Annotated in this window: 23 protein-coding genes; 22 read left to right on the top strand and 1 reads right to left on the bottom strand. The window is 33.8% G+C overall.

Translation table 11 applies throughout. The features are described from left to right. Window positions 1–51: 51 nt before the first annotated feature. The 19 genes from IEU88_RS07335 (at window position 52) to hfq (ending at window position 22,069) form a co-directional block, all read left to right on the top strand. Window positions 52–1,812 (top strand): 2-oxoacid:acceptor oxidoreductase subunit alpha, encoded by a 1,761-nt coding sequence (locus IEU88_RS07335; RefSeq protein WP_103373196.1) that lies wholly within the window; start codon window positions 52–54, stop codon window positions 1,810–1,812. Continuing rightward, window positions 1,813–2,679 carry a 2-oxoacid:ferredoxin oxidoreductase subunit beta gene (locus tag IEU88_RS07330; RefSeq protein WP_103373195.1) on the top strand — a complete coding sequence of 289 codons (867 nt, stop codon included), beginning with the start codon at window positions 1,813–1,815 and terminating at the stop codon, window positions 2,677–2,679. A 206-nt stretch (window positions 2,680–2,885) separates the two neighbouring features. Beyond that, window positions 2,886–3,521 (top strand): poly-gamma-glutamate hydrolase family protein, encoded by a 636-nt coding sequence (locus IEU88_RS07325; RefSeq protein WP_103373194.1) that lies wholly within the window; start codon window positions 2,886–2,888, stop codon window positions 3,519–3,521. 104 nt (window positions 3,522–3,625) lie between these two features. Then, complete coding sequence (locus tag IEU88_RS07320) at window positions 3,626–4,009, top strand: RrF2 family transcriptional regulator (RefSeq protein ID WP_096810020.1); 384 nt, start codon at window positions 3,626–3,628, stop codon at window positions 4,007–4,009. Window positions 4,010–4,081: 72 nt separating this feature from the next. After that, the gene (locus IEU88_RS07315) at window positions 4,082–4,978 is read left to right on the top strand and encodes an NAD(P)/FAD-dependent oxidoreductase (RefSeq protein WP_103373193.1); all 897 of its coding nucleotides are present in this window, start codon (window positions 4,082–4,084) and stop codon (window positions 4,976–4,978) included. 108 nt (window positions 4,979–5,086) lie between these two features. Continuing rightward, on the top strand, window positions 5,087–5,383 hold the full coding sequence (locus IEU88_RS07310) for a thiamine-binding protein (protein ID WP_096810016.1): 297 nt from the start codon (window positions 5,087–5,089) through the stop codon (window positions 5,381–5,383). Window positions 5,384–5,608: 225 nt separating this feature from the next. Then, window positions 5,609–7,150, top strand: a complete 1,542-nt coding sequence (gene miaB / locus IEU88_RS07305; RefSeq protein ID WP_096810014.1) for a tRNA (N6-isopentenyl adenosine(37)-C2)-methylthiotransferase MiaB — start codon at window positions 5,609–5,611, stop codon at window positions 7,148–7,150. Next, on the top strand, window positions 7,150–7,509 hold the full coding sequence (locus IEU88_RS07300; RefSeq protein WP_096823876.1) for a YlbF/YmcA family competence regulator: 360 nt from the start codon (window positions 7,150–7,152) through the stop codon (window positions 7,507–7,509). Before miaB ends, IEU88_RS07300 begins: the two co-directional genes overlap by 1 nt. A gap of 34 nt (window positions 7,510–7,543) precedes the next feature. After that, on the top strand, window positions 7,544–8,032 hold the full coding sequence (thiW, locus tag IEU88_RS07295) for an energy coupling factor transporter S component ThiW (RefSeq protein ID WP_103373192.1): 489 nt from the start codon (window positions 7,544–7,546) through the stop codon (window positions 8,030–8,032). 386 nt (window positions 8,033–8,418) lie between these two features. After that, window positions 8,419–11,061: a DNA mismatch repair protein MutS gene (mutS, locus tag IEU88_RS07290; protein WP_103373144.1), complete on the top strand. Its 2,643-nt coding sequence runs from the start codon at window positions 8,419–8,421 to the stop codon at window positions 11,059–11,061. A 15-nt stretch (window positions 11,062–11,076) separates the two neighbouring features. Beyond that, window positions 11,077–13,038, top strand: coding sequence for a DNA mismatch repair endonuclease MutL (mutL, locus tag IEU88_RS07285; protein ID WP_103373143.1), 1,962 nt, complete (start codon window positions 11,077–11,079; stop codon window positions 13,036–13,038). A 13-nt stretch (window positions 13,039–13,051) separates the two neighbouring features. Then, window positions 13,052–13,585 (top strand): glycerol-3-phosphate responsive antiterminator, encoded by a 534-nt coding sequence (locus IEU88_RS07280; protein ID WP_096810004.1) that lies wholly within the window; start codon window positions 13,052–13,054, stop codon window positions 13,583–13,585. Window positions 13,586–13,762: 177 nt separating this feature from the next. Beyond that, complete coding sequence (locus IEU88_RS07275; protein ID WP_103373146.1) at window positions 13,763–14,797, top strand: S66 family peptidase; 1,035 nt, start codon at window positions 13,763–13,765, stop codon at window positions 14,795–14,797. Window positions 14,798–14,969: 172 nt separating this feature from the next. Beyond that, window positions 14,970–15,788, top strand: a complete 819-nt coding sequence (locus IEU88_RS07270) for an MIP/aquaporin family protein (RefSeq protein ID WP_096810002.1) — start codon at window positions 14,970–14,972, stop codon at window positions 15,786–15,788. 178 nt (window positions 15,789–15,966) lie between these two features. Beyond that, the gene (gene glpK / locus IEU88_RS07265) at window positions 15,967–17,469 is read left to right on the top strand and encodes a glycerol kinase GlpK (RefSeq protein WP_103373142.1); all 1,503 of its coding nucleotides are present in this window, start codon (window positions 15,967–15,969) and stop codon (window positions 17,467–17,469) included. 146 nt (window positions 17,470–17,615) lie between these two features. Continuing rightward, entirely contained in the window at window positions 17,616–19,289 is a 1,674-nt protein-coding gene (locus IEU88_RS07260) for a glycerol-3-phosphate dehydrogenase/oxidase (RefSeq protein WP_096809998.1), read from the top strand. A gap of 674 nt (window positions 19,290–19,963) precedes the next feature. Beyond that, entirely contained in the window at window positions 19,964–20,896 is a 933-nt protein-coding gene (locus tag IEU88_RS07255; RefSeq protein ID WP_103373141.1) for an alpha/beta hydrolase, read from the top strand. 5 nt (window positions 20,897–20,901) lie between these two features. Beyond that, window positions 20,902–21,849, top strand: coding sequence for a tRNA (adenosine(37)-N6)-dimethylallyltransferase MiaA (gene miaA, locus IEU88_RS07250; protein WP_103373145.1), 948 nt, complete (start codon window positions 20,902–20,904; stop codon window positions 21,847–21,849). A gap of 1 nt (window position 21,850) precedes the next feature. Further along, window positions 21,851–22,069 (top strand): RNA chaperone Hfq, encoded by a 219-nt coding sequence (gene hfq / locus IEU88_RS07245; RefSeq protein WP_096809993.1) that lies wholly within the window; start codon window positions 21,851–21,853, stop codon window positions 22,067–22,069. Between the two features lie 102 nt (window positions 22,070–22,171). Here hfq and IEU88_RS07240 read toward each other — a convergent pair whose 3' ends face one another. Continuing rightward, complete coding sequence (locus tag IEU88_RS07240; protein ID WP_096809991.1) at window positions 22,172–22,645, bottom strand: glutathione peroxidase; 474 nt, start codon at window positions 22,643–22,645, stop codon at window positions 22,172–22,174. Between the two features lie 103 nt (window positions 22,646–22,748). Between IEU88_RS07240 and hflX the strand changes: the two genes are divergently transcribed. The 3 genes from hflX (at window position 22,749) to IEU88_RS07225 (ending at window position 25,853) form a co-directional block, all read left to right on the top strand. Continuing rightward, entirely contained in the window at window positions 22,749–23,984 is a 1,236-nt protein-coding gene (hflX, locus tag IEU88_RS07235; RefSeq protein WP_103373140.1) for a GTPase HflX, read from the top strand. A 15-nt stretch (window positions 23,985–23,999) separates the two neighbouring features. After that, the gene (locus tag IEU88_RS07230; protein ID WP_103373139.1) at window positions 24,000–25,232 is read left to right on the top strand and encodes a methionine gamma-lyase family protein; all 1,233 of its coding nucleotides are present in this window, start codon (window positions 24,000–24,002) and stop codon (window positions 25,230–25,232) included. Between the two features lie 252 nt (window positions 25,233–25,484). Then, a complete protein-coding gene (locus tag IEU88_RS07225) occupies window positions 25,485–25,853 on the top strand; it encodes a MerR family transcriptional regulator (RefSeq protein WP_170006890.1) in 369 nt (122 codons plus the stop codon). The last annotated feature ends 3 nt before the right edge of the window (window positions 25,854–25,856 follow it).

The following is a 25,856-nucleotide window of genomic DNA, read 5'->3' as shown; positions in this document are numbered from 1 at the left end:
TTTTGGTATGATGAAATATGAATTATTATAACCACTAGGAGGCTAGATGATATGAAAGCTCAAGTATCATGGAAAGTGGGCGGTCAACAAGGTGAAGGCATCGAATCCACTGGAGAAATCTTCGCCACTGCTATGAACCGTAAAGGATATTATTTATACGGATACCGTCATTTTTCAAGTAGAATCAAAGGCGGACATACTAATAATAAAATTAGAGTATCTACATCACCTGTACACGCGATTAGTGATGATTTAGATATATTAATAGCATTTGACCAAGAAACGATTGAATTAAATCATCATGAAATGCGCGAAGATAGTGTTATTATTGCTGATAGTAAGGCTAAACCAGAAAAGCCAGAAAACTGTCGTGCGCAACTCGTTGATTTACCTTTTACGGCAACTGCAAAAGAATTAGGTACTACTTTGATGAAAAATATGGTTGCTGTAGGCGCGACTTGTGCATTAATGAATTTAGATATTCGCGCGTTTGAAACACTAGTCACAAATATGTTTAATAAAAAAGGCGACAAAGTCGTTGAGATGAATATAGAAGCGTTGAATGAAGGTCACCGCTTAATGACAGAACAATTAAATGAAGTTAAAGGCGATTTCGTATTAGAAGAAACAAATCATTCACCACATCTTTACATGATTGGTAATGATGCAATTGGATTAGGGGCATTATCAGCAGGTTCAAGATTTATGGCTGCTTATCCAATTACACCTGCCTCTGAAATTATGGAATATATGATTGCAAACTTACCTAAAGTAGGCGGCACAGTCGTACAAACTGAAGATGAAATTGCTGCTGCAAATATGGCCATTGGCTCTAACTATGCTGGCGTGCGTGCTTTTACTGCAAGTGCTGGTCCGGGGCTTTCTCTAATGATGGAAGCGATTGGACTGTCTGGTATGACAGAAACGCCATTTGTAATTATCAATACACAAAGAGGTGGCCCATCTACAGGATTACCAACTAAACAAGAACAATCAGATCTTATGCAAATGATTTATGGCACACACGGTGATATACCTAAAATTGTTGTAGCACCTACAGATGCTGAAGATGCATTTTATCTAACAATAGAAGCTTTCAACCTTGCTGAAATATATCAATGTCCAGTTATTGTATTAAGCGATTTACAATTGTCATTAGGTAAACAAACAGTAGATGCTTTAGATTATAACCAAATTGAAATAAATCGTGGCGAAACCATTCAGTCCGATATAGAACGCGACGAAGATGACAAAACATACTTTAAGCGTTATGCATTAACTGAGAGCGGGATATCGCCAAGACCACTACCTGGTGTCAAAGGTGGTATTCATCATGTTACGGGCGTCGAACATAACGAAGAAGGCAAGACAAGCGAAGCAGCAGAGAATAGACAACAACAAATGGAAAAACGGATGCGCAAAACAGAACATTTGTTAATAAACGATCCAGTAGAAAGCGACGCGCCGCATGAATCAGCAGATATTCTTTATCTAGGCTTTATTTCAACTAAAGGTGCGATACAAGAAGGTAAGGAAAGATTAGAACAACAAGGTTTAAATGTAAACCATTTACAAATTAGACAATTACATCCTTTCCCAAGCAAAACAATACAAGCAGCAGTTGATAAAGCTTCCAAAGTGATAGTGGTTGAGCATAATTATCAAGGACAACTTTCTAATATATTAAAAATGAATGTGAATGTTGGGAACAAATTAGTTAATCAAACTAAATATGACGGTACGCCGTTCTTACCAAAAGAAATTGAAACTAAAGGATTAGAAATTGCTAAAAATTTGAAGGAGTTGGTATAAGTGGCAACATTTAAAGATTTTAGAAATAACGTGAAGCCCAATTGGTGCCCTGGTTGTGGGGATTTCTCTGTTCAAGCAGCCATTCAAAAGGCAGCTGCCAATGTGGGTTTAGAGCCTGAAGAAGTTGCTATTATAACAGGCATCGGTTGTTCAGGTCGCTTGTCTGGCTATGTTAATTCTTACGGCGTACATGGCATTCACGGTCGCTCATTACCATTAGCTCAAGGTGTGAAAATGGCCAATAAAGATCTAACTGTTATCGCGTCTGGTGGCGATGGGGATGGCTATGCCATAGGTATGGGTCATACGATTCACGCCTTACGTAGAAATATGAATATGACGTATATTGTCATGGATAATCAAATTTATGGTTTAACTAAAGGCCAAACATCTCCTTCATCCGCACAAGGATTTGTCACTAAATCAACACCAAAAGGTAATATTGAGAAAAACGTTGCGCCATTAGAACTTGCTTTGTCTTCAGGTGCAACGTTTGTAGCACAAGGATTTTCTAGTGATATTAAAGGATTGACTAAAATGTTAGAAGATGCGATTAACCATGACGGCTTTTCGTTTGTTAACGTCTTTTCACCATGCGTAACATATAATAAAGTAAATACTTATGATTGGTTTAAAGAAAATCTTACTAGTATTGAAGATTTAGAAGATTACGATATGACAGATAAAAATAAAGTCACTCAAAAAGTGCTTGAATATGATTCATTACTTAAAGGGATTGTATACCAAGATACAGAAACACCTTCATATGAATCACAAATAGAAGCGATAGAAGGTACAGCATTAGCTAAAAAAGACATACATCTTGATGAGAACCAGTTTAAGGAATTAACAAAACAATTTGTTTAAATCGGAGAAAATAAGCGCCATGATTAGAGTTGAAACAGATAAATAAATAATAATATGTATATGTAAGCTGATTACTTACGTTAATGGATTAAGAAGTTTTCCAATATCGTATAGGATCAGCTTTTTTAATGAAATTAATTTATATAATAGTAAAGTTTATAGTATCATATGAGTTAAGTAGCGTTAGATATTTTGGAGGGAACGACATGATAGACCAATTTAATTCAATGAGTGAATTATTGTCTCATACAATTGAAGGTATAGATTGGGAAATTAGTACAAGACAAATGAAACATCCAGTCATAATAACTGCAGTCCATGGCGGCGCTATTGAACGTGGTACTACTGAAATTGCTCAATCTATTAGCGAAAAAGGGAACTATAGTTTTTACACATTTAAAGGCGTACGAAAAAATAAAAATAATAAACTTCATGTCACGTCTAGGCATTTTGATGAACCTAAACTGTTGGAAATGATTAAAAATCATCGATACACTATCTCTGTGCATGGTTGTATGGGTGACACACCAGAAGTATATATTGGAGGGAAAGATAAAAGTTTAATAAAACACATTAAAAAGCGACTATCTGAAATCGACATTATTGTTAAAGATGCGCCAGCTCATATTTCTGGTATGCATGATGATAATTTTGTTAATTGTAACCAAAACAAAGCTGGCGTACAATTAGAACTTACAGCTAAGCTTAGAAAAAGTTTCTTTAAAAATAAGAAGTACAACCTTTATGATAGGGAAAATCGAGACAACTGGTCTTCAACCATGAGTGAATTTACTGAAGCAATTATTTTAGCCATGAATTTTTATCAACAAGGATTCAACTAAATTTTAACAGCTAATTTTAATGCACATCGTAAATAATTATTGCAAAAGACATCTTCATAAGATATTATAGACTTATAATATCTATAATAGGAAGTTGATCACTCATGAAATGTTCAAAAGCAACAGATTATGCATTACATGCATTATTATTTATGATAAAAAGTAATGGAGATTCAAAAAGAATTCCTGTCCAAGATTTAGCTTCAGCATTAAAAGTGTCTACTACTTATTTATCTAAAATATTAACACGTCTAGTAAAAGCGAATATTATTTCAGCCAATAGTGGTGCTAAGGGTGGCTACCAACTGAAAGAGGGTTGGCAAAACGTTTCAATTTATGAAATTATCGTAACAATAGATGGTAAACAAAGTTTGTTAGAAGATAGTTTTAGTCATGGCGATGGTTGCCCAATTAAAACAATAATGGACGAAGCCGAAAGTACTTTAATAAATAATTTAGAACGAAAAACTTTAAAGAACTTAGTGTAATACTAAGTTCTTATATTATTAGATATTTTGTAGATATTAAGAATCTATAAAAGGCTTAAAGGAGGAAATGAAATGGATTATGAAGTAATCGTTATTGGTGGAGGACCAGCTGGTTTAAGCGCAGCATTAAACTTTGGTAGAGGTATGAAACGTACATTAGTGATAGATGAAGACAAACCACGGAATAGAGTGACTAATGAGTCGCACAGTTACTTAACACAGGATGGCATTTCACCAATTGAGTTTAAGCAAAAGGCTAAGCGAGATGTTGCCAAATATGAAGATGTGTCATTTTTAGAAGATAGTGTATTAGATATTCAGCAATGTGCAACAGGCTTTGAAATTGTTACGCAACGCCGTTCCTTTAAAGCAAAACAAGTATTAATTGCTACGGGATTAAGGGAAAAAGGACCTAATATCTCAGGTTTTAATGAGTTTTATGGGCAATCTATATTTTATTGTCCTTGGTGCGATGGTTATGAAATGCGCAATAGAACATTGGCCATTATTTATGCGGATGAAATGATGATTCATATGGTTAAACTGTTAAGCAATTTTTCAAAAAAACTGATCGTTTTTACAAATGGTGAAAATAACATTGCTTTAGAAGACAAAGTCATCCTTGATAAAAAAGGCATCGATTTATATACGGAACCTATTACTCAATTTATTGGAGATAATGGCGACTTAGACGCTATTAAGTTAGCTAATGAGAAAACCGTCAAAGTTGAGGGCGCATTTACTAAGATGGATTGGGATACACATTTCAGTTTTTTAGAAAACTTAAGTATAAAGCGTGATGAAAATGACAAAATTGAAATTTCACCTTTTGGAGAAACATCTGTTGAAGGTATATATATAGCTGGAGAAACAAAAGATAACTTTGCAGGCCAATTAATAGATGCTGCATCAAATGGCGGTATGGTTGCTAAAATGATGATGATGACACAAATAAATGAAGATTTTTAATGAATGTAGAGATAAATATAAAACAGTTTGGTAGTTAATATGTATACCTTTATCCTCATATTTGATAAACTGAAATATAAACAAATGATTAAAAGGGGCTGAAGCGGTATGCATGATACTTTAATGAGTGTTCAAATTATTCCTAAAACTGCTAATGGTGCAGACGTTGTGCCTTACGTAGATGAAGCAATCAAAGTCATTGATGATTCTGGTCTATCCTATAGAGTTGGACCATTGGAAACAACAGTACAAGGCGAGATGAATGAATGTTTAATCTTAATTCAAAAATTAAACGAACGTATGGTTGAATTAGAAGTGCCAAGTACAATAAGTCAAGTTAAGTTTTACCATGTCCCTGAAGGTATTACAATTGAGACACTCACTGGGAAATATGACGAAATTTAAGAATATACAATACAAATTCAACCGATTCGACACACAAAAGCTGTTGAATCGGTTTTTATTTATTTATAAGACTTTTTGCACTTTAGAGTTAAATTTAATATAATGAAGTAATGATTATAGATAAAGTTATGGAACTTTGAACAACTCGGCTGCAATATACGGAAATAAGGCATATGTTTAGACGTTTGTTCATAGTTTTTATGATATAGAAAGGGTTTTGTTAGCGTGAATGAAGAACAAAGAAAGCGTACTTCTATAGATGTTTTAGCCGAACGCGATAAGAAGACAAAAGATTATAGTAAGTATTTTGAACATGTTTACCAACCACCAAGTTTAAAAGAAGCACGTAAACGTGGTAAAGAAGAAGTACACTATAATCGTGATTTCCAAATAGATGAAAAATACCGTAATATGGGGAAAGGTAAAACCTTTTTAATCAAAACATATGGTTGCCAAATGAATGCGCATGATACAGAAGTTATGGCAGGTATTTTGGGGGCTTTAGGTTATCAACCAACAGAGGAGATAAATGAAGCGGACGTTATTTTAATCAATACGTGTGCTATCCGAGAAAATGCAGAAAACAAAGTTTTTAGTGAAATAGGAAATTTAAAACATTTAAAAAAAGAGAAACCTGAGACAGTTATCGGTGTTTGTGGTTGTATGTCACAAGAAGAATCTGTAGTTAATAAAATATTAAAATCATATCAAAATGTAGATATGATTTTTGGTACACATAATATACACCGATTACCTGAAATTCTTGAAGAAGCTTATTTATCAAAAGCAATGGTTGTCGAAGTTTGGTCTAAAGAAGGCGATGTCATAGAAAATTTACCAAAAGTTAGAAAAGGTAATATTAAAGCTTGGGTAAATATCATGTATGGTTGTGACAAATTCTGTACATATTGTATCGTTCCATTTACTAGAGGGAAAGAACGTAGTAGAAGACCTGGAGATATTATTGACGAAGTCAGAGATTTGGCCCGCCAAGGATATCAAGAAATTACATTATTAGGTCAAAACGTAAACTCATACGGTAAAGATATCGATGATTTAACATATGGACTGGGTGATCTATTGGAAGATATTTCAAAAATTGATATACCAAGAGTTCGATTTACAACAAGTCACCCGTGGGACTTTACTGACCGCATGATCGAAGTTATCGCTAATGGTGGAAATATCGTGCCACATGTTCATTTACCAGTACAATCAGGAAATAATGCTGTACTTAAAATAATGGGTCGTAAATATACTAGAGAAAGCTATTTAGATTTAGTAGATAGAATAAAAACTAGAATACCTAACGTTGCGTTAACTACAGATATTATTGTCGGCTATCCAAATGAGACAGATGAGCAATTTGCAGAAACATTAACGCTATATGACGAAGTTGAGTTTGAACATGCATATACTTATATTTATTCACAAAGAGATGGTACACCAGCAGCTAAAATGAAAGATAACGTTCCTTTAGATGTGAAAAAAGAACGCTTACAACAATTAAATCAAAAAGTAGCTCAATATTCAGAACAAGCTATGAACCAATATGAAGGGCAAACTGTACAAGTGCTTTGTGAAGGTGCTAGTAAAAAAGATGACACTGTACTAGCAGGCTATACAAATAAAAATAAACTTGTTAATTTTAAAGCACCCAAAGATATGATTGGAAAAATTGTGGATGTCAAAATTGATGAAGCTAAACAATTTTCATTAAATGGCACATTTTTAAGTGTTAGTGACAAAGCAGTGGTGACACAATAATGTATGAAAAAGATGAAATATTAGCTGAAGCGGAGTTACTAAGCCAACGCATTAAGTCATTAGATACAGTAAAAGATTATCAAGCTATAGAACAACAAATCCATCACAATAAAAATATTGAAACGCGTATGAAAGATTTAAAAAGAACCCAAAAACAATCTGTTAACCTACAGAACTATGGCAAACATGAAGCATTACGCCAATCTGAAGGTAAGATTGAAGACATTGAGCAAGACATCAATGTTATACCTATCGTAGAAGAATTTAGAGAATCACAATCTGAAGCAAATGAATTATTACAAATGATGATCAGCACGATGTCAAACCGTTTAAATCAGAATCAACAAGGCGAAGATTAATACGTAATCTGCTTGTAGAAAGGAAATGAACGCTATGAAGACTAGAAAATTAACATTAACTGCCATATTTATAGCTATTAATATAGTTCTAAGTAGTATTATAGTCATTCCATTAGGGCCCATAAAAGCAGCACCTATACAACATTTAATCAATGTTTTATGTGCAGTATTTGTTGGACCTTGGTTTGGTTTGGCACAGGCGTTTATATCGTCAATACTCCGAATGCTTTTCGGAACAGGTAGTTTCTTTGCATTTCCTGGTAGTATTGTTGGCGTATTATTAGCAAGTGGATTTTATTATTATCGAAAACATCTCTTTATGGCAGCGATTGGCGAGGTAATAGGGACAGGTATTATTGGCAGTATCATGTGTATACCGTTAGCGTGGATACTTGGCTTTACGAATTTTGCTGTTAAGCCACTCATGGTAGCATTTATCGCATCAAGTGTCATTGGTGCCATCATCAGTTATATCATATTGATGACTATGAAAAGAAAAGGTATTTTAAAACGTTTCTTATAAATATGACGAGATTAAGTTTCATTACTTTGGACATATAAAAGTATTAATTATAATGCAATGTTGTAATTAAATACTTTTATATGACTATGAGGCTTAATCTCGTTTGTTTGTTATATCAAATTGATAATAGCTTAGAAACTTATATAACTTGTAAGCATAGGCGTAAAAGCTAAAGTTATGTTAAAATTTAAGAGTTAAATGAGCTGTAAAATGTTAATCATAATTGTGTTCCTACAAAAACGTAGCGTGTAAAAGATATAGAAATAAGTCATATAAAGTAATAAGCTTTTAAAATAACATAACGACGAATCATACATAAGAAATTGATAGTTTGAAATAAGTATAAATCAAAGTAAGAAACTAATAGAAGGATTGTGAAATATTAAATGACGAATCAAACTCCAATGATGCAACAATACTTAAAAATAAAGTCACAATATCAAGATTGTTTATTATTTTTTAGGTTAGGCGATTTTTATGAAATGTTTTATGAAGATGCCAAAGAAGCTTCAAGAGTACTTGAAATAACTTTAACAAAACGTGATGCTAAAAAAGAAAACCCGATTCCTATGTGTGGGGTGCCGTATCATTCTGCAGATGGTTATATTGAAACATTAATCAATAATGGATATAAAGTTGCTATTTGTGAACAAATGGAAGACCCTAGACAAACTAAAGGTATGGTAAAGCGTGAAGTCGTAAGAATTGTTACACCAGGGACAGTCATGGATCAAGGCGGCGTTGACGAAAAACAGAACAATTATATTTTGAGCTTTGTCCAAATTAATGGAGTTTATGCGCTAAGTTATTGTGACGTATCCACTGGTGAATTAAAAGTTACATCATTTGATGATAATGCTACATTAATCAATGAAATTACAACAATTAATCCAAATGAAATAGTTGTAAACGCACCGATTAGTGAGGTATTAAAAAGACAAATTAGCTTAACAACAGAAACAATTACGGTTTTATCTGAAATATCTGATGCACAATATAACATTAATACAAATAATGACCTACCACTATTTAACGCTACGCAACTATTACTTGATTATGTTTTCCATACGCAAAAACGAGATTTATCCCATATTGAAAGCGTAGTTCAATATGAAGCTGTCGATTTTATGAAAATGGATTTTTATGCAAAGCGTAATTTAGAATTAACAGAAAGTATACGGCTTAAAAGTAAAAAAGGTACACTGTTATGGTTGATGGATGAAACTAAAACGCCAATGGGCGCTAGAAGATTAAAACAATGGATTGATAGACCATTAATTCACAAAAACCAAATTGAATCACGACTAGATACAGTGACACAGTTTATTGATTATTTTATAGAGAGAGATACCTTAAGAGAACATTTAAATCAAGTTTATGATATTGAACGTTTGGTTGGTCGTGTAAGTTATGGCAATGTAAATGCGAGAGATTTAATTCAACTTAAACATTCCATTTCTGAAATACCCAATATTAAACAGTTATTAGACAGCTTAGATACTAAAACGACAGCACAATTTAATGCATTAGAGCCTTTAGATGAATTACTAGCACTATTAGAAAACAGTCTCAAAGAAGAACCACCAATTTCTGTGAAAGAAGGTGGATTATTCAAGCAAGGATTTAACGAGACACTTGATGAATACTTGGAAGCATCTAAAAATGGTAAGTCTTGGTTAGCTGAACTACAGACTAAGGAGCGTCAACGAACAGGAATTAAATCGCTGAAAATTAGTTTTAATAAAGTCTTTGGATATTTTATTGAAATCACAAGAGCCAATTTACATGGCTTTGACCCTGCGGCATATGGTTATCATCGTAAACAGACATTATCAAATGCGGAGCGCTTTATTACTGATGAATTAAAAGAAAAAGAAGACATGATATTAGGCGCTGAAGATAAAGCAATAGAATTAGAATATCAACTGTTTGTCCAATTACGTGAACAAATCAAGACCTACACCGAACGTTTACAAAAACAAGCGAAAGTTATTTCTGAACTTGACTGTTTACAAAGTTTTGCTGAAATAGCACAAAAATACAATTATGCTAGACCTTCATTTAGTGAAAATAAAACGTTAGAATTGACAAATTCTAGACATCCAGTTGTAGAACGTGTAATGAACCACAATGATTATGTACCAAATGATTGTAAATTAGATCAAGACACCTTTATTTACTTAATTACTGGCCCTAACATGTCTGGTAAATCTACTTACATGAGACAAGTAGCTATCATAAGCATCATGGCACAGATGGGTGCTTATGTACCATGTGAATCAGCTACGCTACCAGTATTTGACCAAATATTTACGAGAATTGGTGCAGCCGATGACCTTGTTTCCGGTAAAAGTACATTTATGGTAGAGATGCTTGAAGCACAAAAAGCACTTGCAAATGCCACAGAAAATAGCTTGATTATCTTTGATGAAATCGGAAGAGGTACATCTACTTATGACGGTTTAGCGTTAGCACAAGCAATGATTGAGTATGTTGCACATACTTCACATGCTAAGACTTTGTTTTCAACGCATTATCATGAATTAACAGCGTTAGATCAGTCATTATCAAGTTTAAAAAATGTACACGTGGCTGCAAATGAATATAAAGGTGAACTTATCTTCTTGCATAAAGTTAAAGATGGCGCTGTAGATGATAGTTATGGTATACAAGTAGCTAAATTAGCTGATTTACCTGACGAAGTGATTTCACGTGCGCAGGTTATTTTAGATGCTTTTGAAGAGCATAATACGCAAAAACAAGCGACGAATGAAGAAGTAAATCTCATTAAAAATGGGATAGATGCACAACCTCTAGAAGATGATTTAGTAGAAGAAAGTGCAATGACTTATAAAGAAAAAGTACAGGATGACACTCAATCTCAATTTGAACAAGCTGCATTTGATTTGTTTGAAACCCCTGTAAAACAAAGTGAAGTAGAAAGTGAAATTAAACAATTAAATTTATCAACTATGACGCCAATAGAAGCCCTAGTAAAACTAAGTGAATTGCAAAATCAGTTAAAGTAGAGGTGAAGTCATCCAATGGGTAAAATAAAAGAGTTACAGACATCATTAGCAAATAAAATCGCAGCTGGAGAAGTGGTTGAACGACCTGGTTCTGTCGTGAAAGAATTATTAGAAAACGCCATAGATGCACAAGCGACTGAAATTAATATAGAAGTAGAACAATCTGGTGTAGCTTCTATTCGTGTGGTTGATAATGGAACTGGTATAGAAATCGACGATTTAGATTTAGTATTTCATCGACATGCAACAAGCAAATTAGATGTAGACGACGATTTGTTTCATATTCGTACGTTAGGCTTTCGTGGTGAGGCATTGGCCAGTATTTCGTCAGTTTCTAAAGTGACTTTAAAAACTTGTACAGATAACCAAGAAGGACAAGAAGTTTATGTAGAAAATGGCGAGGTTTTAAACCAAAAGCCAGCAAAAGCCAAGCGCGGCACAGATATTTTAGTGGAATCTTTATTTTATAACACGCCAGCACGCTTAAAATATATTAAAAGTCTATATACCGAACTCGGTAAAATAACAGATATTGTTAATCGAATGGCGATGAGTCATCCAGATATTCGTATTTCGTTGGTTTCAGATGGCAAGACTATTATAAAAACAAATGGATCTGGTAGAACCAATGAAGTTATGGCGGAAATTTATGGTATGAAAGTTGCGAAAGACTTAGTCCATGTTACTGGAGATACAAGTGATTATCATTTAGATGCTTATTTCGCTAAACCAGAGCATTCTAGAAGTAATAAACACTATATTTCTATTTTTATTAATGGGAGATATATTAAAAACTTTTTATTAAATAAAGCGATTTTAGAGGGATATCATACTTTGTTGATGATTGGTAGGTACCCAATATGTTATATCAACATTGAAATGGACCCTATACTTGTAGATGTAAACGTTCATCCGACCAAGCTAGAAGTTAGATTATCAAAAGAGGATCAACTTTATGAACTCATTGTTGAAAAAATTCATGAAGCTTTTAAAAATAGAATTTTAATCCCTCAAAATGATATGGATAAAATGACGAAGAAGCATAAAGTGTTAGATAAGTTTGAACAACAGAAAATGGAATTTGAAAAACGTCAACAACACAATACCCCGAACCCTAACACACTAGAGCACCATAACGTATCATCTGAAAACAATAACGTTTTAAACGATGAACATCAATTGAACTATTCCAATTTAACGGATACCTTTCCTGATAGTATTCAAGAATCCGCAAATGGTTATGATGAATACAAAAAAGCACAAAACGAAATACTTGATGATATGGAGACAAAAGGCGTAAGTAATAATGAAGAAACAACGACGCATGGAAATCATTTTTCAGAAAGCAATATCAATAAGGATATCAAAGAGCCTGTGGGGGGTACGTCGTCTCGTAGAGTACCTTATATGGAAATTGTTGGCCAAGTACATGGGACTTATATTATAGCGCAAAATGAAAATGGCATGTTTATGATTGATCAACACGCCGCTCAAGAACGCATAAAGTATGAATATTTCAGAGAGAAAATTGGTGATGTTGCAAATGAAAGCCAAAACCTATTGATTCCATTGACCTTCCATTTTTCAAAAGATGAGCTGATGATTATCAACCAATATAAAGGAGAATTGGATAAAGTAGGCGTACATTTAGAACCATTTGGTGGGCATGACTACATTGTTGATAGCTATCCAGTTTGGTTTCCAAAACAAGAAGCGGAAGAAATTATAAAAGATATGATCGAATACGTACTAGAGCATAAAAAAGTAGATGTTAAGAAAATTCGTGAAGAAGCTGCAATTATGATGAGTTGCAAAAAATCTATTAAAGCAAATCATTATTTAAAAAATAATGAAATGGCTGATTTAGTTAATCAATTAAGAGAAACAGAAGACCCGTTTACTTGTCCGCATGGAAGACCCATTATCATTAATTTTTCAAATTATGAATTAGAGCGCTTGTTTAAACGCATTATTTAAGGAGGGCGTCGTATTGAAACCACATATTTTACCAGCAGTAAGGTCAATGAAAGATCTAGAAAAATTGACGAAGACTGATTATAAAGAATGTGTGATGTTGGATGCACATATTGGGCATGTCAAAAGCATTATGGATTTATTAAATAAACATCATATAGAAACTTATATGCATATCGATTTAATAAAAGGCATGAGCCATGATGAGTATGCTTGTGAATATATTATCCAAAATTACCACCCGAAAGGGATTGTTTCAACGAAAACTAAAGTGATTAATAAAGCGAAATCATTAAATACTATAACTGTTTTTAGAGTATTTGTATTAGATAGCCATGCGCTGTCTAGAAGTATAGAATTAATTAAACGTGTGGAGCCTGATTTTGTTGAAGTGTTACCAGGTGTCGCTACAAAAGCGATTAGGATTATTAACGAAGAAACGAATACTTCAGTGATCGCTGGTGGATTGATTAATAGTAAAGAAGAAGTCGATATTGCAATTGAGAATGGCGCTAAACATATCACCACGAGCGACCGCTTATTATGGTAAATAAAGATATGAATGTGCTTAAATAAAAACAAAGTGTATAGATTATAAAATTCATTAATCGTGCTGCTTCCTCTCCATGAGATATTGAAACGTATCAAAATGATGGCGAGGGAGTTTTTTATAAGAATCTATTTTCGGTCTAAATAATGATAACTACCTATTAAGGAGATGATCATCATAATAAAACCTAGTAAATTAAAGAAAGGCGATACTGTAGCGATTGTTTCTTTATCTTCTGGTTTAGCTGGCGAAGCTGAAATTTTATGGAGGACTAATCAAGGGGTCCAACGCTTAGAAAATGAATTTGGATTAAATGTAAAAGTGATGCCGCATGCGCTTAAGGGCTTAGCATATGTCCGTGAGCATCCAGAATGTCGCGCTGAAGATCTAAATGAAGCGCTCAAAGACCAAGAGGTCAAAGCCATTATTTCTTGTATTGGTGGAGAGGATGCTAGACGAATTTCACCTTACGTCGATTTAAAAACTATTGCTGCAAATCCTAAAATATTTAGTGGCTATTCAGATACTACAACGATACATTTAATGTTTTATAAAATGAACGTAGTCAGTTTCTATGGCCAGGCATTATTAACTGATTTTGCAGAAAATGTCGAAATGGATTCTTATACGGTAGAGAATATTAGAAAATGTTGGTTTACTTCAAATGAAATAGGTGAAATAAAAACAGCAAACTATATTAGGCCTTACGGGTTAGAATGGGATATTAAAAACAAAGCTATTTCAAGACCCATTTTAAAGCAAAAAGGCCTTGAAGTATTAAATGGTAATCAAAAGGTTAGTGGCAAACTTGTGGGAGGTAATTTAGAAACGTTTGTGGATTTAATGAGCACCTCGTTTTTTCCTGATTTAGAAAATTTTAATAACGCCATATTATTTTTAGAAACATCAGAAGATACACCGACACCAAAAGTGTTCTCAGCATATTTAGAGCAATTGTTGAAGAAAGGAATTTTAGAACGCATAAATGGTATGCTCTTTGGGAAACCTTTTAACAATATATACTATGAAAGTTACAAAAAAGAAATTTTAGAAATTATCTCAAAATGTAATAATCCTAAAATGACAGTTTTTTATAATTTATCATTTGGCCACAATGAGCCTAAACATATGATACCTTATGGCTTAACGGCAGAAATAAACGCTTTAACAGGCCAATTTAGTATCAATGATAGCGGCGTACAATCAAATTAAATTGTGACAAGTTTTTCACGAAAAGATTTGACAACGCTTACAACATCGGTGTAAGATGAACTCAAGTTAATATTTAGAACAGAGATGGGAGATTTCTACAGTCATTAAGCCGGTGGTTCGAAACTGGGTATAATTGTAGGGATCTCCCTGTCTTATTTTAGGAGGAGTCTTTATGAGTGTATATTTTGCTGAATTTTTGGGAACAGCAATACTTGTGTTATTAGGCGGCGGCGTTGTTGCCAATGTCAATTTGAAAAGAAGTAATGGTAATGGTGCAGATTGGATTGTTATCGCTACAGGATGGGGTCTAGGCGTAACGATGGGCGTTTATGCAGTAGGAGAAATTTCTGGCGCCCATTTGAATCCCGCTGTCACCTTGGCTTTTGCGATGGACGGAGCAATTAGTTGGGGAATGGTACCTGGTTATATTATTTGTCAAATACTTGGCGGCGTTGTTGGTGGCGTTTTAGTTTGGTTAATGTATTTAGCGCAATGGAAAGCAACAGAAGACCAAGATACTAAGTTGGCTGTGTTTTCTACAGCGCCTGCAATTAAAAACTATTTCGCCAATTTTATGAGTGAAATTATTGGTACTGGCGTTTTAACTATGGGTCTATTATTCATTGGTATGAATAAAATAGCTGATGGATTAAATCCATTAATCGTTGGTAGCTTAATCGTCGCAATTGGGTTAAGTTTGGGTGGACCAACTGGTTATGCGATCAATCCTGCCCGTGATTTGGGGCCTCGTATTGCTCATGCGATTTTACCGATTTCAGGTAAGGGTGGTTCTAATTGGTCATATGCAATCGTGCCAGTATTAGGACCAATAACTGGTGGTATGATTGGTGCTGTAATTTATAGATTATTCTATAAAGGTGCATTTGATACGTTATCAGTAATTGCAATTGTATTATTGATTATTACACTTGTGTTAGGTGTCACTTTAAATAAAGCAAAAAATGCAAAAGGCATTGAATCTATATATTAATTATATTTAATCTATATAGAATATACGTTAAACTGTTAACAGATAATATTTTAGTTGGTTTACCATTAGATGTTTGTTGTGTGAATCAGTTAAAAATGGGTACAGTGAAAGTATGCATGTAAATTTGGATTACATAAGTAATTCGTTTTACTAACATTAGAAGAGGGAGATAATAATTATGGAAAAATATATTTTGTCAATCGATCAAGGCACTACGAGTTCAAGAGCCATTCTTTTTGACCAAGAAGGTAAAATAAAAGGAGTCGCACAACGCGAATTTAAACAATATTTTCCTAAATCAGGATGGGTAGAACATGATGCAAACGAAATATGGACATCAGTTTTAGCAGTTATGGCTGAAGTTTTAAATGAAGAAAACGTGGGCGCAGAGCAGATTGCAGGCATCGGTATTACAAACCAACGTGAAACTACAGTCGTGTGGGACAAAAAAACATCTAGACCCATTTACCATGCAATTGTGTGGCAATCACGCCAAACACAAAGCATCTGTCAAGATTTAAAAGAACAAGGTTTAGAAGACAAATTCCGTGAAAAAACAGGCCTTTTATTAGATCCTTATTTTGCAGGAACAAAAGTTAAATGGATACTAGATAACGTGGATGGAGCAAGAGAAAAAGCTGATAATGGAGATTTATTATTCGGTACCATCGATTCATGGTTAGTTTGGAAATTATCAGGTGGTAATGCACATATTACTGATTACACGAATGCAAGCCGTACATTAATTTATAACATCCATGATTTAGAATGGGATCAAGAATTACTAGACATTTTAGAAATTCCAAACTCTATGTTACCTGAAGTTAAAGAATCTAGCGAAGTTTATGCAAATACAATTGACTATCATTTCTTTGGCCAAGAAGTCCCAATTGCTGGTATCGCAGGCGACCAACAAGCAGCATTATTTGGTCAAGCGTGTTTTGAACGAGGCGATGTTAAAAACACATATGGCACAGGTGGCTTCATGTTGATGAATACAGGCGAAGAAGCCGTAGCATCTAAAAGTGGACTATTAACAACCATTGCATATGGCCTAGATGGTAAGGTTAACTATGCACTGGAAGGTTCTATTTTTGTTTCAGGTTCAGCCATCCAATGGTTAAGAGATGGCTTGCGAATGATTAACTCTGCACCACAATCAGAGAACTACGCAGAACGTGTAGAATCAACTGAAGGTGTTTATGTTGTGCCTGCTTTCGTTGGATTAGGAACGCCATACTGGGATGCTGACGCGCGAGGTGCTATCTTTGGTTTAACTCGTGGTACAGAAAAAGAACATTTTATCCGTGCTACATTAGAATCATTATGCTATCAAACACGTGATGTACTTGAAGCAATGGAAAAAGATTCTGATATTACTGTCAACAATCTGCGCGTTGACGGAGGTGCTGTAAAAAACAACTTTATCATGCAATTCCAATCAGACCTGTTAAATGTGAGCGTTGAACGACCTGAAATCAACGAAACCACAGCTCTAGGTGCAGCTTATTTAGCAGGTTTAGCTGTCGACTTCTGGAATAGCAAAGATGAAATTGCTAATCGTTGGAAACTTGAGAAAGAGTTTAATCCAGATATGGAAGAAGAAGAAAGAAATAAATTATATAAAGGCTGGAAAAAAGCTGTAGAAGCAACACAAGTCTTTAAATTAGATGAAGCATAAAAGAATTAGACTTTATTTAGTTTTTTATGCTATAATAAGGGTAAGTTAATAATACCGAGATGAGAAATGAGAGACTCTGTTCGTACAATAATATATGTATGGGATAGGTCTCTCTTTTTTTATTATTACTAGGAGGCGCTAGATTTATGAGTTTATCAACTTTGAAAAGAGAACAGATTAAGAAAGAGTTAAAAAATGATACATTTGACGTTGTGATTATTGGTGGCGGAATTACAGGTGCAGGCATCGCTTTAGATGCAACACAAAGAGGTATGAAGGTTGCATTAGTTGAAATGCAAGATTTTGCACAAGGCACTAGTTCACGTTCAACAAAATTAGTTCATGGTGGTTTACGTTATTTAAAACAACTACAAGTTGGTGTGGTAGCTGAAACTGGTCGAGAACGTGCGATTGTATACGAAAATGGTCCTCATGTAACAACACCAGAACGCATGCTATTACCAATGCATAAGGGCGGTTCAATGGGCAAATTCACTACTTCTATTGGCCTAGCTTTATATGATAGATTAGCAGGTGTAAAAAAATCAGAACGTAAAACAATGTTAAATGCTAAAGAAACATTAGCAAAAGAACCGCTTGTTAAAAAATCAGGCTTAAAAGGTGGCGGCTCATACGTGGAATACCGTACTGATGACGCTCGTTTAACAATTGAAGTAATGAAGCGTGCAGCTGAAAAAGGTGCAACCGTAATTAACCATACTAAATCAATACACTTCACGTATGATTCAAACGAACAGGTAAATGGTATTCACGCCGAAGATCAAATTAGCGGAGAAACTTACCCAATTAAAGCTAAAAAAGTAATCAACGCAAGTGGGCCATGGGTAGATGAAGTACGTAGTGGCGATTATGCGCGTAATAATAAACAATTACGTTTAACAAAAGGTGTGCATATTGTTATTGATCAATCTAAATTCCCATTAGGTCAAGCAGTGTATTTTGACACTGAAAAAGATGGACGTATGATTTTTGCTATTCCTCGTGAAGGCAAAGCTTATGTAGGCACAACAGATACTTTCTATGATAATGATAAAACATCGCCATTAGCTACACAAGAAGATAGAGATTATTTAATTGAGGCAATTAATTATATGTTCCCAGATGTAAATGTAGCTGATGAAGATATTGAATCTTCATGGGCTGGCGTAAGACCATTGATTTTAGAACAAGGAAAAGACCCTTCAGAAATTTCTCGTAAAGACGAAGTTTGGGAAGGTAAATCAGGGCTATTAACTATCGCCGGTGGTAAATTAACAGGCTATCGTCATATGGCGTTAGAAATTGTAGATTTATTATCTAAACGCTTAAAAACAGAATATGGTATGAAATTTGATAAATGTGCTACCAAACATTTACCTATTTCAGGTGGAGATGTTGGTGGCAGTGCTAACTTTAGCGACTTCATAGATAAAAAAGTAGAAGATGCAAAAGCTTATCAAATTGATGACGCAACTGCACGTCATTTTGCTACTAAATATGGTTCAAATGCAGAAGAATTATTCAAAATTGCACAAACAGCACAATATCAAGATTCTGGTTTGCCATTAGATATTTATACTGAATTGATTTATTCTATTCAAAATGAAATGGTTCACCGTCCAACAGATTTCTTTATTCGCCGTACAGGCAAACTATATTTCAAAATTGACGATGTATTAAATTATAAAGATCAAGTTATTAATGTAATGGCTGAGTTACTTGGCTACACAGACGTTCAAAAAGAACTATTTACAAAAGAACTTCAAACTGCCATTGACGAAGCACAAACAGGCAACAATCAACCCGCAGTAAAAGAATAAGAAAAATAATATTTAAATGACTGATATGAGAGCTAGTTAGGGAGTATAAATGCCTACACTCAAAATAAAACTATCTGGGACATAAATCCCAAAATTTAGCCCCAAAAGGATTTCTAGTTAACGAAATCTTTTTGGGGTTTATTTTATAATGATACTTTGTATTATTGCTGCGAGTGTGTCTTGAACATTAAGTTTCAAGACCATGTTATTCTTTCAGATATGCCGCAGTTAAAAAAGTGTTTATTTCATCACCGTTTTATGCTACAAAAAGCATGGTGCTTTTTATGAGTTAAGTTAGAACATAGATAAAGGCCTTGGGTTTTAAATATGAGATTGATAGTGCATGATTACCATAAAATGTAAAGTGTTATTTCTGAACTAATTGAGTTAGCGGCCTTTTCGCAATGAGCTTTAGTCGATGTAACCATTTTAACTTTAATACGATTTATGGTTGAACTATAATAATTTGTATTTTTTAGTTATTTTTGTCTGCGTCGGACTGCGAAATCGTTTGAAAAAATACGGTTTCTGTTCTAGTCCGATATTAAAATTAGAAAATTTAGGGTTACACATTTTCAAATACATACTAGCATTGTATTTGAAAACAATACATTTTGAAGTTATATTGTATAATATATGATGAGTGAATCGAAGTGTGATTTGGAGGCTATAACATGAGTGTAAATGAATTTAAAATCACAGTTGCAGATGGGACAACATTGGAAGTTAAATTGAATAAAGCTAAAAAAGAAAGGGTAGGCATCGTCCACCTACTTCATGGTATGGCAGAACATATGGACAGGTATGATTCACTTATTGAGTCACTGAATCAGCAAGGTTATGATGTGTTACGCCATAATCATAGAGGTCATGGTAAGGATATTGAAGTGTTTGAACGTGGTCATATAGATAATATGGAGCATATAGCTGACGATACTTATGAAATTGCTCAAACATTGTATTCAAATGATACAAATACGCCTTATATTATTTTAGGTCATTCTATGGGGTCTATTGTTAGTAGAATATTTACACAGAAATATCCAGATGTTGCACAAGGTATGATTTTATCTGGGACAATGCAATACCCAAAATTTTTAGGAAAGTTAATACAAATATGTTTGAAAATAGTCACTTTAATAACAGGGAAACGACGTCGTTTAAAATGGTTAAATCAAATCATGTACAAATCCTTTAATAAAAATATTAAAAACAACAAATCTAATAGTGATTGGTTATCCAGCGATGTTGAAGAAGTTAAAAAATTTGAAAAAGACCCTTATACTGGATTTTTAGTCTCAAACCAATTAATTTATGAAACTGTCAAACATATGTTGCTGACAAGCCGTTTAAAAAATATAAAAAAAATGCAATCAGAAATGCCTATTTTACTTATCTCAGGAAAAGAAGATGCCATAGGTAATTATGGAAAAGGGATTAGACATTTAGGTAGACTATATAAGAAGGGTAATATTCAACATATTACAGTTCACTTATATAAAAATAAAAGGCATGAAGTACTTTTTGAAAGAGATAGCATAACGACTTGGCATCATATGTATGATTGGATAGAGAAACAAATTTTAAAAAAGAATAGAGAGAGTTGATACAAGTGCATAGCGACAAGCCTTTTATAGTTGCGTTGGTGGGTCCTACGGCTGTAGGTAAAACAGAATTAAGTATTGAACTAGCCAAAAAATTCAACGGTGAGATTATTAGCGGAGATTCCATGCAGGTCTATAAACATATGGATATCGGAACAGCAAAAATAACAGAAGGTGAGATGGAGGGCATACCGCATCATATGATAGATATGCTCGAACCTAATGAAACATTTTCTGCATATGACTTCAAAAAAAGCGCACAGCGATTAATAAAAGAAATTATCAATAGAGGGCGTATACCTATTATTGTAGGTGGTACTGGCTTATATATTCAATCATTAATTTATGATTACGCCTTTGAAGATGAGGCTATTTCAGAAGAAAGACAAAAATACGTAGACGCAACTTTAAGTGAATTAGATTCACTTTCTAATGTACATTTGCATGGTTATTTAGCTTCGTTTGATAAAGCCTCAGCTGACAATATCCACCCAAACAATCGAAAAAGAGTACGTAGAGCGATAGAATATTACTTAAAAACAAAAAAACTTTTAAGTTCTCGTAAGAAAAGTCAACAATATACGGTGAATTATGATACATTATTAATAGGGATAGAAATGTCACGCGAAACTTTATATCAAAGAATTAATAAACGTGTAGATATAATGTTGGAACGCGGATTACTTAATGAAGTGAAACAACTCGTTGAAGATGGTTTTGAAACTTGTCAAAGTATGCAAGCTATCGGATATAAAGAGATGTTACCTGTAATTAAAAATGAGTCTAATCTAGATGAAGCAACAAATAAATTGAAAAAGCATTCTAGAAATTATGCAAAACGACAAATGACTTGGTTCAAAAACAAGCTCGACGTAGTATGGTTAGATAGAGAGAAAATGTCACTTTCATTGATGTTAGATGAAGTTTCAGTCCAAATAAATAAAAGGAGTACATAACATGAATACAACAGAAAACATCCAAGATAAATTCCTAGGACAATTTAAAAATGATCAAACTAAAGTCATTGTTTTTTTAGTTAATGGTTTTCAAATGAAGGGAATTATTGAAGATTATGATGATAGCTTAGTTTGTTTATTAACACAAGGTAAGCAACATCTAATTTATAAACATGCAATCAGTACATTTACAATTGATGATACAGTTGACGAAGCATAATTTTTCTAACAATATATTTTGCATACTTTAAATAATAAGAAGCTACGCTTGATTTTTAATAATCAAGCGTAGCTTTTTTAATTAATTCATAATTGGTTAAGTTTAAAGCAGTGATTCAATTTCAGATTCAATTTGACTTGGTTTTTTTTGAGGAGAGAAACGTTTAACTACGTTACCATTTCTATCAATTAAAAATTTAGTGAAGTTCCATTTGATTTTTTCATTGAAGAAACCATTTTGTTGTTCTGTTAAGAATTGGTATAAAGGATGTTGATTTTCCCCTTTAACGTCAATTTTTTCGTGCATTGGAAATGACACACCATAATTGATTTTGCAACTTTGTGTAGCTTCTTCCCCTGTCCCTGGTTCTTGACCACCAAACTGGTTGCATGGGAAACCTAAAACAACGAAACCTTGGTCTTTATAATTTTCGTATAACGCTTGCAAGCCTTCAAACTGTGGTGTGAAACCACATTCACTTGCAGTGTTAACAATTAACAGTACTTTATCTTTATATGCTTCTAATTTATAAGTCTCTCCATTTGGTTTCTGAACTTCTATATCGTATATAGTCATATTGCGTCACCTCTTATTATTAATCTAACATAATTTAAGTTTATAGTCTTTATATTAACACTATGATAGAATAGCTAAGAAAACTTTGAAAGAGGTGCATGTTATGAGCCAACAACACACACATACGACTAAAAAAGAATTAGAATCAGCCATTTTAGTCGGAGTTCATGCTCAATCCGATGAAGTATTTGATTTTGAATCCACAATGGAAGAACTAGCTTCATTGTCAGAAACGTGCCAACTTAATGTACAAGCGCAGTTTACGCAAAATAGAAATCATTTTGATAATAAATACTACGTAGGTAAAGGAAAATTAGAAGATATAAAAGCATATGTTGAAATGAATGACATAGACGTTGTAGTAGCCAATGATGAATTGACGACGGCACAGTCAAAAACATTGAATGGTAACCTGAATGTCAAAATTATAGACAGAACACAGTTGATATTAGAAATCTTTGCATTGAGAGCGCGAAGTAAGGAAGGTAAATTACAGGTAGAGCTTGCGCAATTAGATTATTTATTACCACGCCTCCAAGGCCATGGTCGTAGCTTGTCGCGTTTAGGTGGCGGTATCGGTACAAGAGGTCCAGGTGAAACCAAATTAGAAATGGACCGTCGTCACATTAGAACGCGGATGAATGAAATCAAACATCAATTAGAAACAGTTGTTGAGCATCGTGAACGATATCGTAATAAGCGTGAACAGAATAATGTGTTCCAAGTAGCCCTTGTTGGTTATACCAACGCCGGTAAATCATCATGGTTTAATGTATTAGCTGATGAAGTGACTTATGAAAAAAATTTATTATTTGCTACATTGGATCCTAAAACGAGACAGATTCAAATTAACGAGGGATTTAATTTAATTATTTCTGATACTGTTGGCTTTATACAGAAACTGCCCACAACTTTAATCGCTGCTTTTAAATCTACCTTAGAAGAAGCGAAAGGCGCAGATTTGTTATTGCATGTGGTTGATAGTAGCCATCCAGAATACCGTGTTCAATATGATACTGTCAATCGAATTGTTGATGACTTAGACATGGGGCATATCCCACAAGCAATTATATTTAATAAAAAAGATTTACATGAGGGGCCACTGCCCACAACGAACTTACCATCCGTTTTTGTTTCTAGTAAAAATGATGAAGATAAAGACAAAGTGAAACAAATGCTGATTGAGCAAGTGAAAGCAGCGCTCACTTATTATGAAGAAAGTGTGCCAAGCAACAATGCTGATAGGTTATACTTCTTAAAACAGCATACACTCGTCTCAGAATTGAATTTTAATGAAGATGATGCAACATATGAAGTGAAAGGTTTTAAAAAAGAATAGAAAGAAGAATGGGTAATGGAGAAGATAGAGCAATTAATAGCAGACACTGAAACGATGTTAGACCCCTATTTTAAGAAAATAGAAGCAACAGCTTATAGAAATCAAGAAAAAGTGTTAGATGCTTTTCATGCTGTTAAAGCAACAGAAAGTGATTTACTCGGCACCACAGGTTATGGTTACGATGATATTGGTAGAGATCATTTAGAAGCAATTTATGCACATACATTTAAAGCAGAAGACGCAATCGTGCGCCCACAGATTATATCTGGCACACATGCTATAACTATTGCGTTACAAAGCCTCTTAAAACATGGGGAAGAATTATTATATATTACTGGTAATCCATATGATACATTATTAGAAGTGATAGGCATCAATGGCAATGGTATAGAAAGTTTAAAAGAACATGGTATTGCATACAGTAAAGTGGATTTAAAACAAGATGACATTGATATTGACGCTGTTTTAAATAATATTAAACCTCAAACTAAAGTCATTGCGATTCAACGTTCTAAAGGTTATGATCAACGACCATCTATTGATTTAGCAAAAATTGAAAGAGCTATTAATCAAATCAAAGCGAAACATCCGGAAGTGATTGTCTTTGTTGATAATTGTTATGGAGAATTTGTTGAGAAACGTGAACCTATTGAATGTGGTGCTGATTTAATGGCAGGTTCATTAATTAAAAACCCGGGCGGCGGACTGGCTAAAATCGGCGGATATATTGTTGGAAAAGCTGCATTAGTTGAAAGATGTGGATATCGTTTAACAGCACCTGGTATTGGAAAAGAAGCCGGTGCTTCATTATATTCCTTGCAAGAAATGTACCAAGGGTTTTTCTTAGCACCTCATGTTGTAAGCCAGAGCTTAAAAGGCGCGTTATTTACAAGCTTATTATTAGAAAAAATGAATATGCGCACAACACCAAGATACAATGAACTGAGAACAGATTTAATTCAAACAGTTGCATTTGATACAAAAGAACAAATGATTCAATTTTGTCAAAGTATTCAAGAAGCATCTCCTATCAATGCACATTTCAGTCCTGAACCTTCATATATGCCAGGGTATGAAGACGATGTGATTATGGCGGCCGGTACTTTTATTCAAGGATCTTCAATTGAATTATCAGCGGATGGTCCCATTAGACCACCATATGAAGCTTATGTGCAAGGCGGTTTGACATATGAACATGTTAAACTAGCTGTGGCAAGAGCTGCACAAAAATTACAACAACAAATTTAAGATAAATTAAATCCACAATGATTCGCGTGTTCACTTATGTAATTTATATTTTGAGTGAAACGGGATTATCATGTGGATTTTTTATTTAATTTTAAGATTTTTTGGAATATTCAATGTTATAAAATAAAGAACATTGCTTAAAACTGTTCGTATCAAGGATTAACTGCTGATGTTAGAAAACCTAACATATTTTTGAAATCATTTATTAATTATGCTAAATTATATACAAGTTCAAAAATAGAGGTGATTGGATTGGAGTCAAAAGATACGATAAGACGCAACATGCCAGTCTTCTCTATGAGTGTTGTTACAAAATTAAGCGAATTAAGCGCTAGACAAGTTCGTTATTATGAAACACATGAACTGATTAAGCCAGAAAGATCAGAAGGAAATAAACGACTTTTTTCGTTAAATGATTTGGATCGCCTTTTAGAGATAAAAAGACTGAATGAAAAAGGTTTTAACTTAAAAGGAATCAAACAAATTTTAAACAACGAACAAGATCACCTATCTGACAATGAACAAGAAACAAGAAAACAAATGATAGTTGATGCTACACAGAAACCACAACGAGAAGCGATTCCGATAAATCGTGGAGATTTATCTCGATTTATCAAATAAAAT

Source organism: Staphylococcus nepalensis (assembly GCF_014635045.1).
GTDB lineage: Bacteria > Bacillota > Bacilli > Staphylococcales > Staphylococcaceae > Staphylococcus > Staphylococcus nepalensis.
The sequence above is the reverse complement of the archived record's forward strand: the minus strand, read 5'-3'. Positions and strand labels throughout refer to the sequence as shown.

Coding starts and splice junctions, on each gene's coding strand:
- mutL (WP_103373143.1), top strand. CDS start 11,077: ATGGGTAAAATAAAAGAGTTACAGACATCATTAGCAAATAAAATCGCA.
- glpK (WP_103373142.1), top strand. CDS start 15,967: ATGGAAAAATATATTTTGTCAATCGATCAAGGCACTACGAGTTCAAGA.
- hfq (WP_096809993.1), top strand. CDS start 21,851: ATGAATACAACAGAAAACATCCAAGATAAATTCCTAGGACAATTTAAA.
- IEU88_RS07255 (WP_103373141.1), top strand. CDS start 19,964: ATGAGTGTAAATGAATTTAAAATCACAGTTGCAGATGGGACAACATTG.
- IEU88_RS07230 (WP_103373139.1), top strand. CDS start 24,000: ATGGAGAAGATAGAGCAATTAATAGCAGACACTGAAACGATGTTAGAC.
- IEU88_RS07320 (WP_096810020.1), top strand. CDS start 3,626: ATGAAATGTTCAAAAGCAACAGATTATGCATTACATGCATTATTATTT.
- IEU88_RS07335 (WP_103373196.1), top strand. CDS start 52: ATGAAAGCTCAAGTATCATGGAAAGTGGGCGGTCAACAAGGTGAAGGC.
- IEU88_RS07240 (WP_096809991.1), bottom strand. CDS start 22,645: ATGACTATATACGATATAGAAGTTCAGAAACCAAATGGAGAGACTTAT.
- IEU88_RS07310 (WP_096810016.1), top strand. CDS start 5,087: ATGCATGATACTTTAATGAGTGTTCAAATTATTCCTAAAACTGCTAAT.
- IEU88_RS07270 (WP_096810002.1), top strand. CDS start 14,970: ATGAGTGTATATTTTGCTGAATTTTTGGGAACAGCAATACTTGTGTTA.
- IEU88_RS07300 (WP_096823876.1), top strand. CDS start 7,150: ATGTATGAAAAAGATGAAATATTAGCTGAAGCGGAGTTACTAAGCCAA.
- IEU88_RS07325 (WP_103373194.1), top strand. CDS start 2,886: ATGATAGACCAATTTAATTCAATGAGTGAATTATTGTCTCATACAATT.
- IEU88_RS07315 (WP_103373193.1), top strand. CDS start 4,082: ATGGATTATGAAGTAATCGTTATTGGTGGAGGACCAGCTGGTTTAAGC.
- thiW (WP_103373192.1), top strand. CDS start 7,544: ATGAAGACTAGAAAATTAACATTAACTGCCATATTTATAGCTATTAAT.
- hflX (WP_103373140.1), top strand. CDS start 22,749: ATGAGCCAACAACACACACATACGACTAAAAAAGAATTAGAATCAGCC.
- IEU88_RS07260 (WP_096809998.1), top strand. CDS start 17,616: ATGAGTTTATCAACTTTGAAAAGAGAACAGATTAAGAAAGAGTTAAAA.
- mutS (WP_103373144.1), top strand. CDS start 8,419: ATGACGAATCAAACTCCAATGATGCAACAATACTTAAAAATAAAGTCA.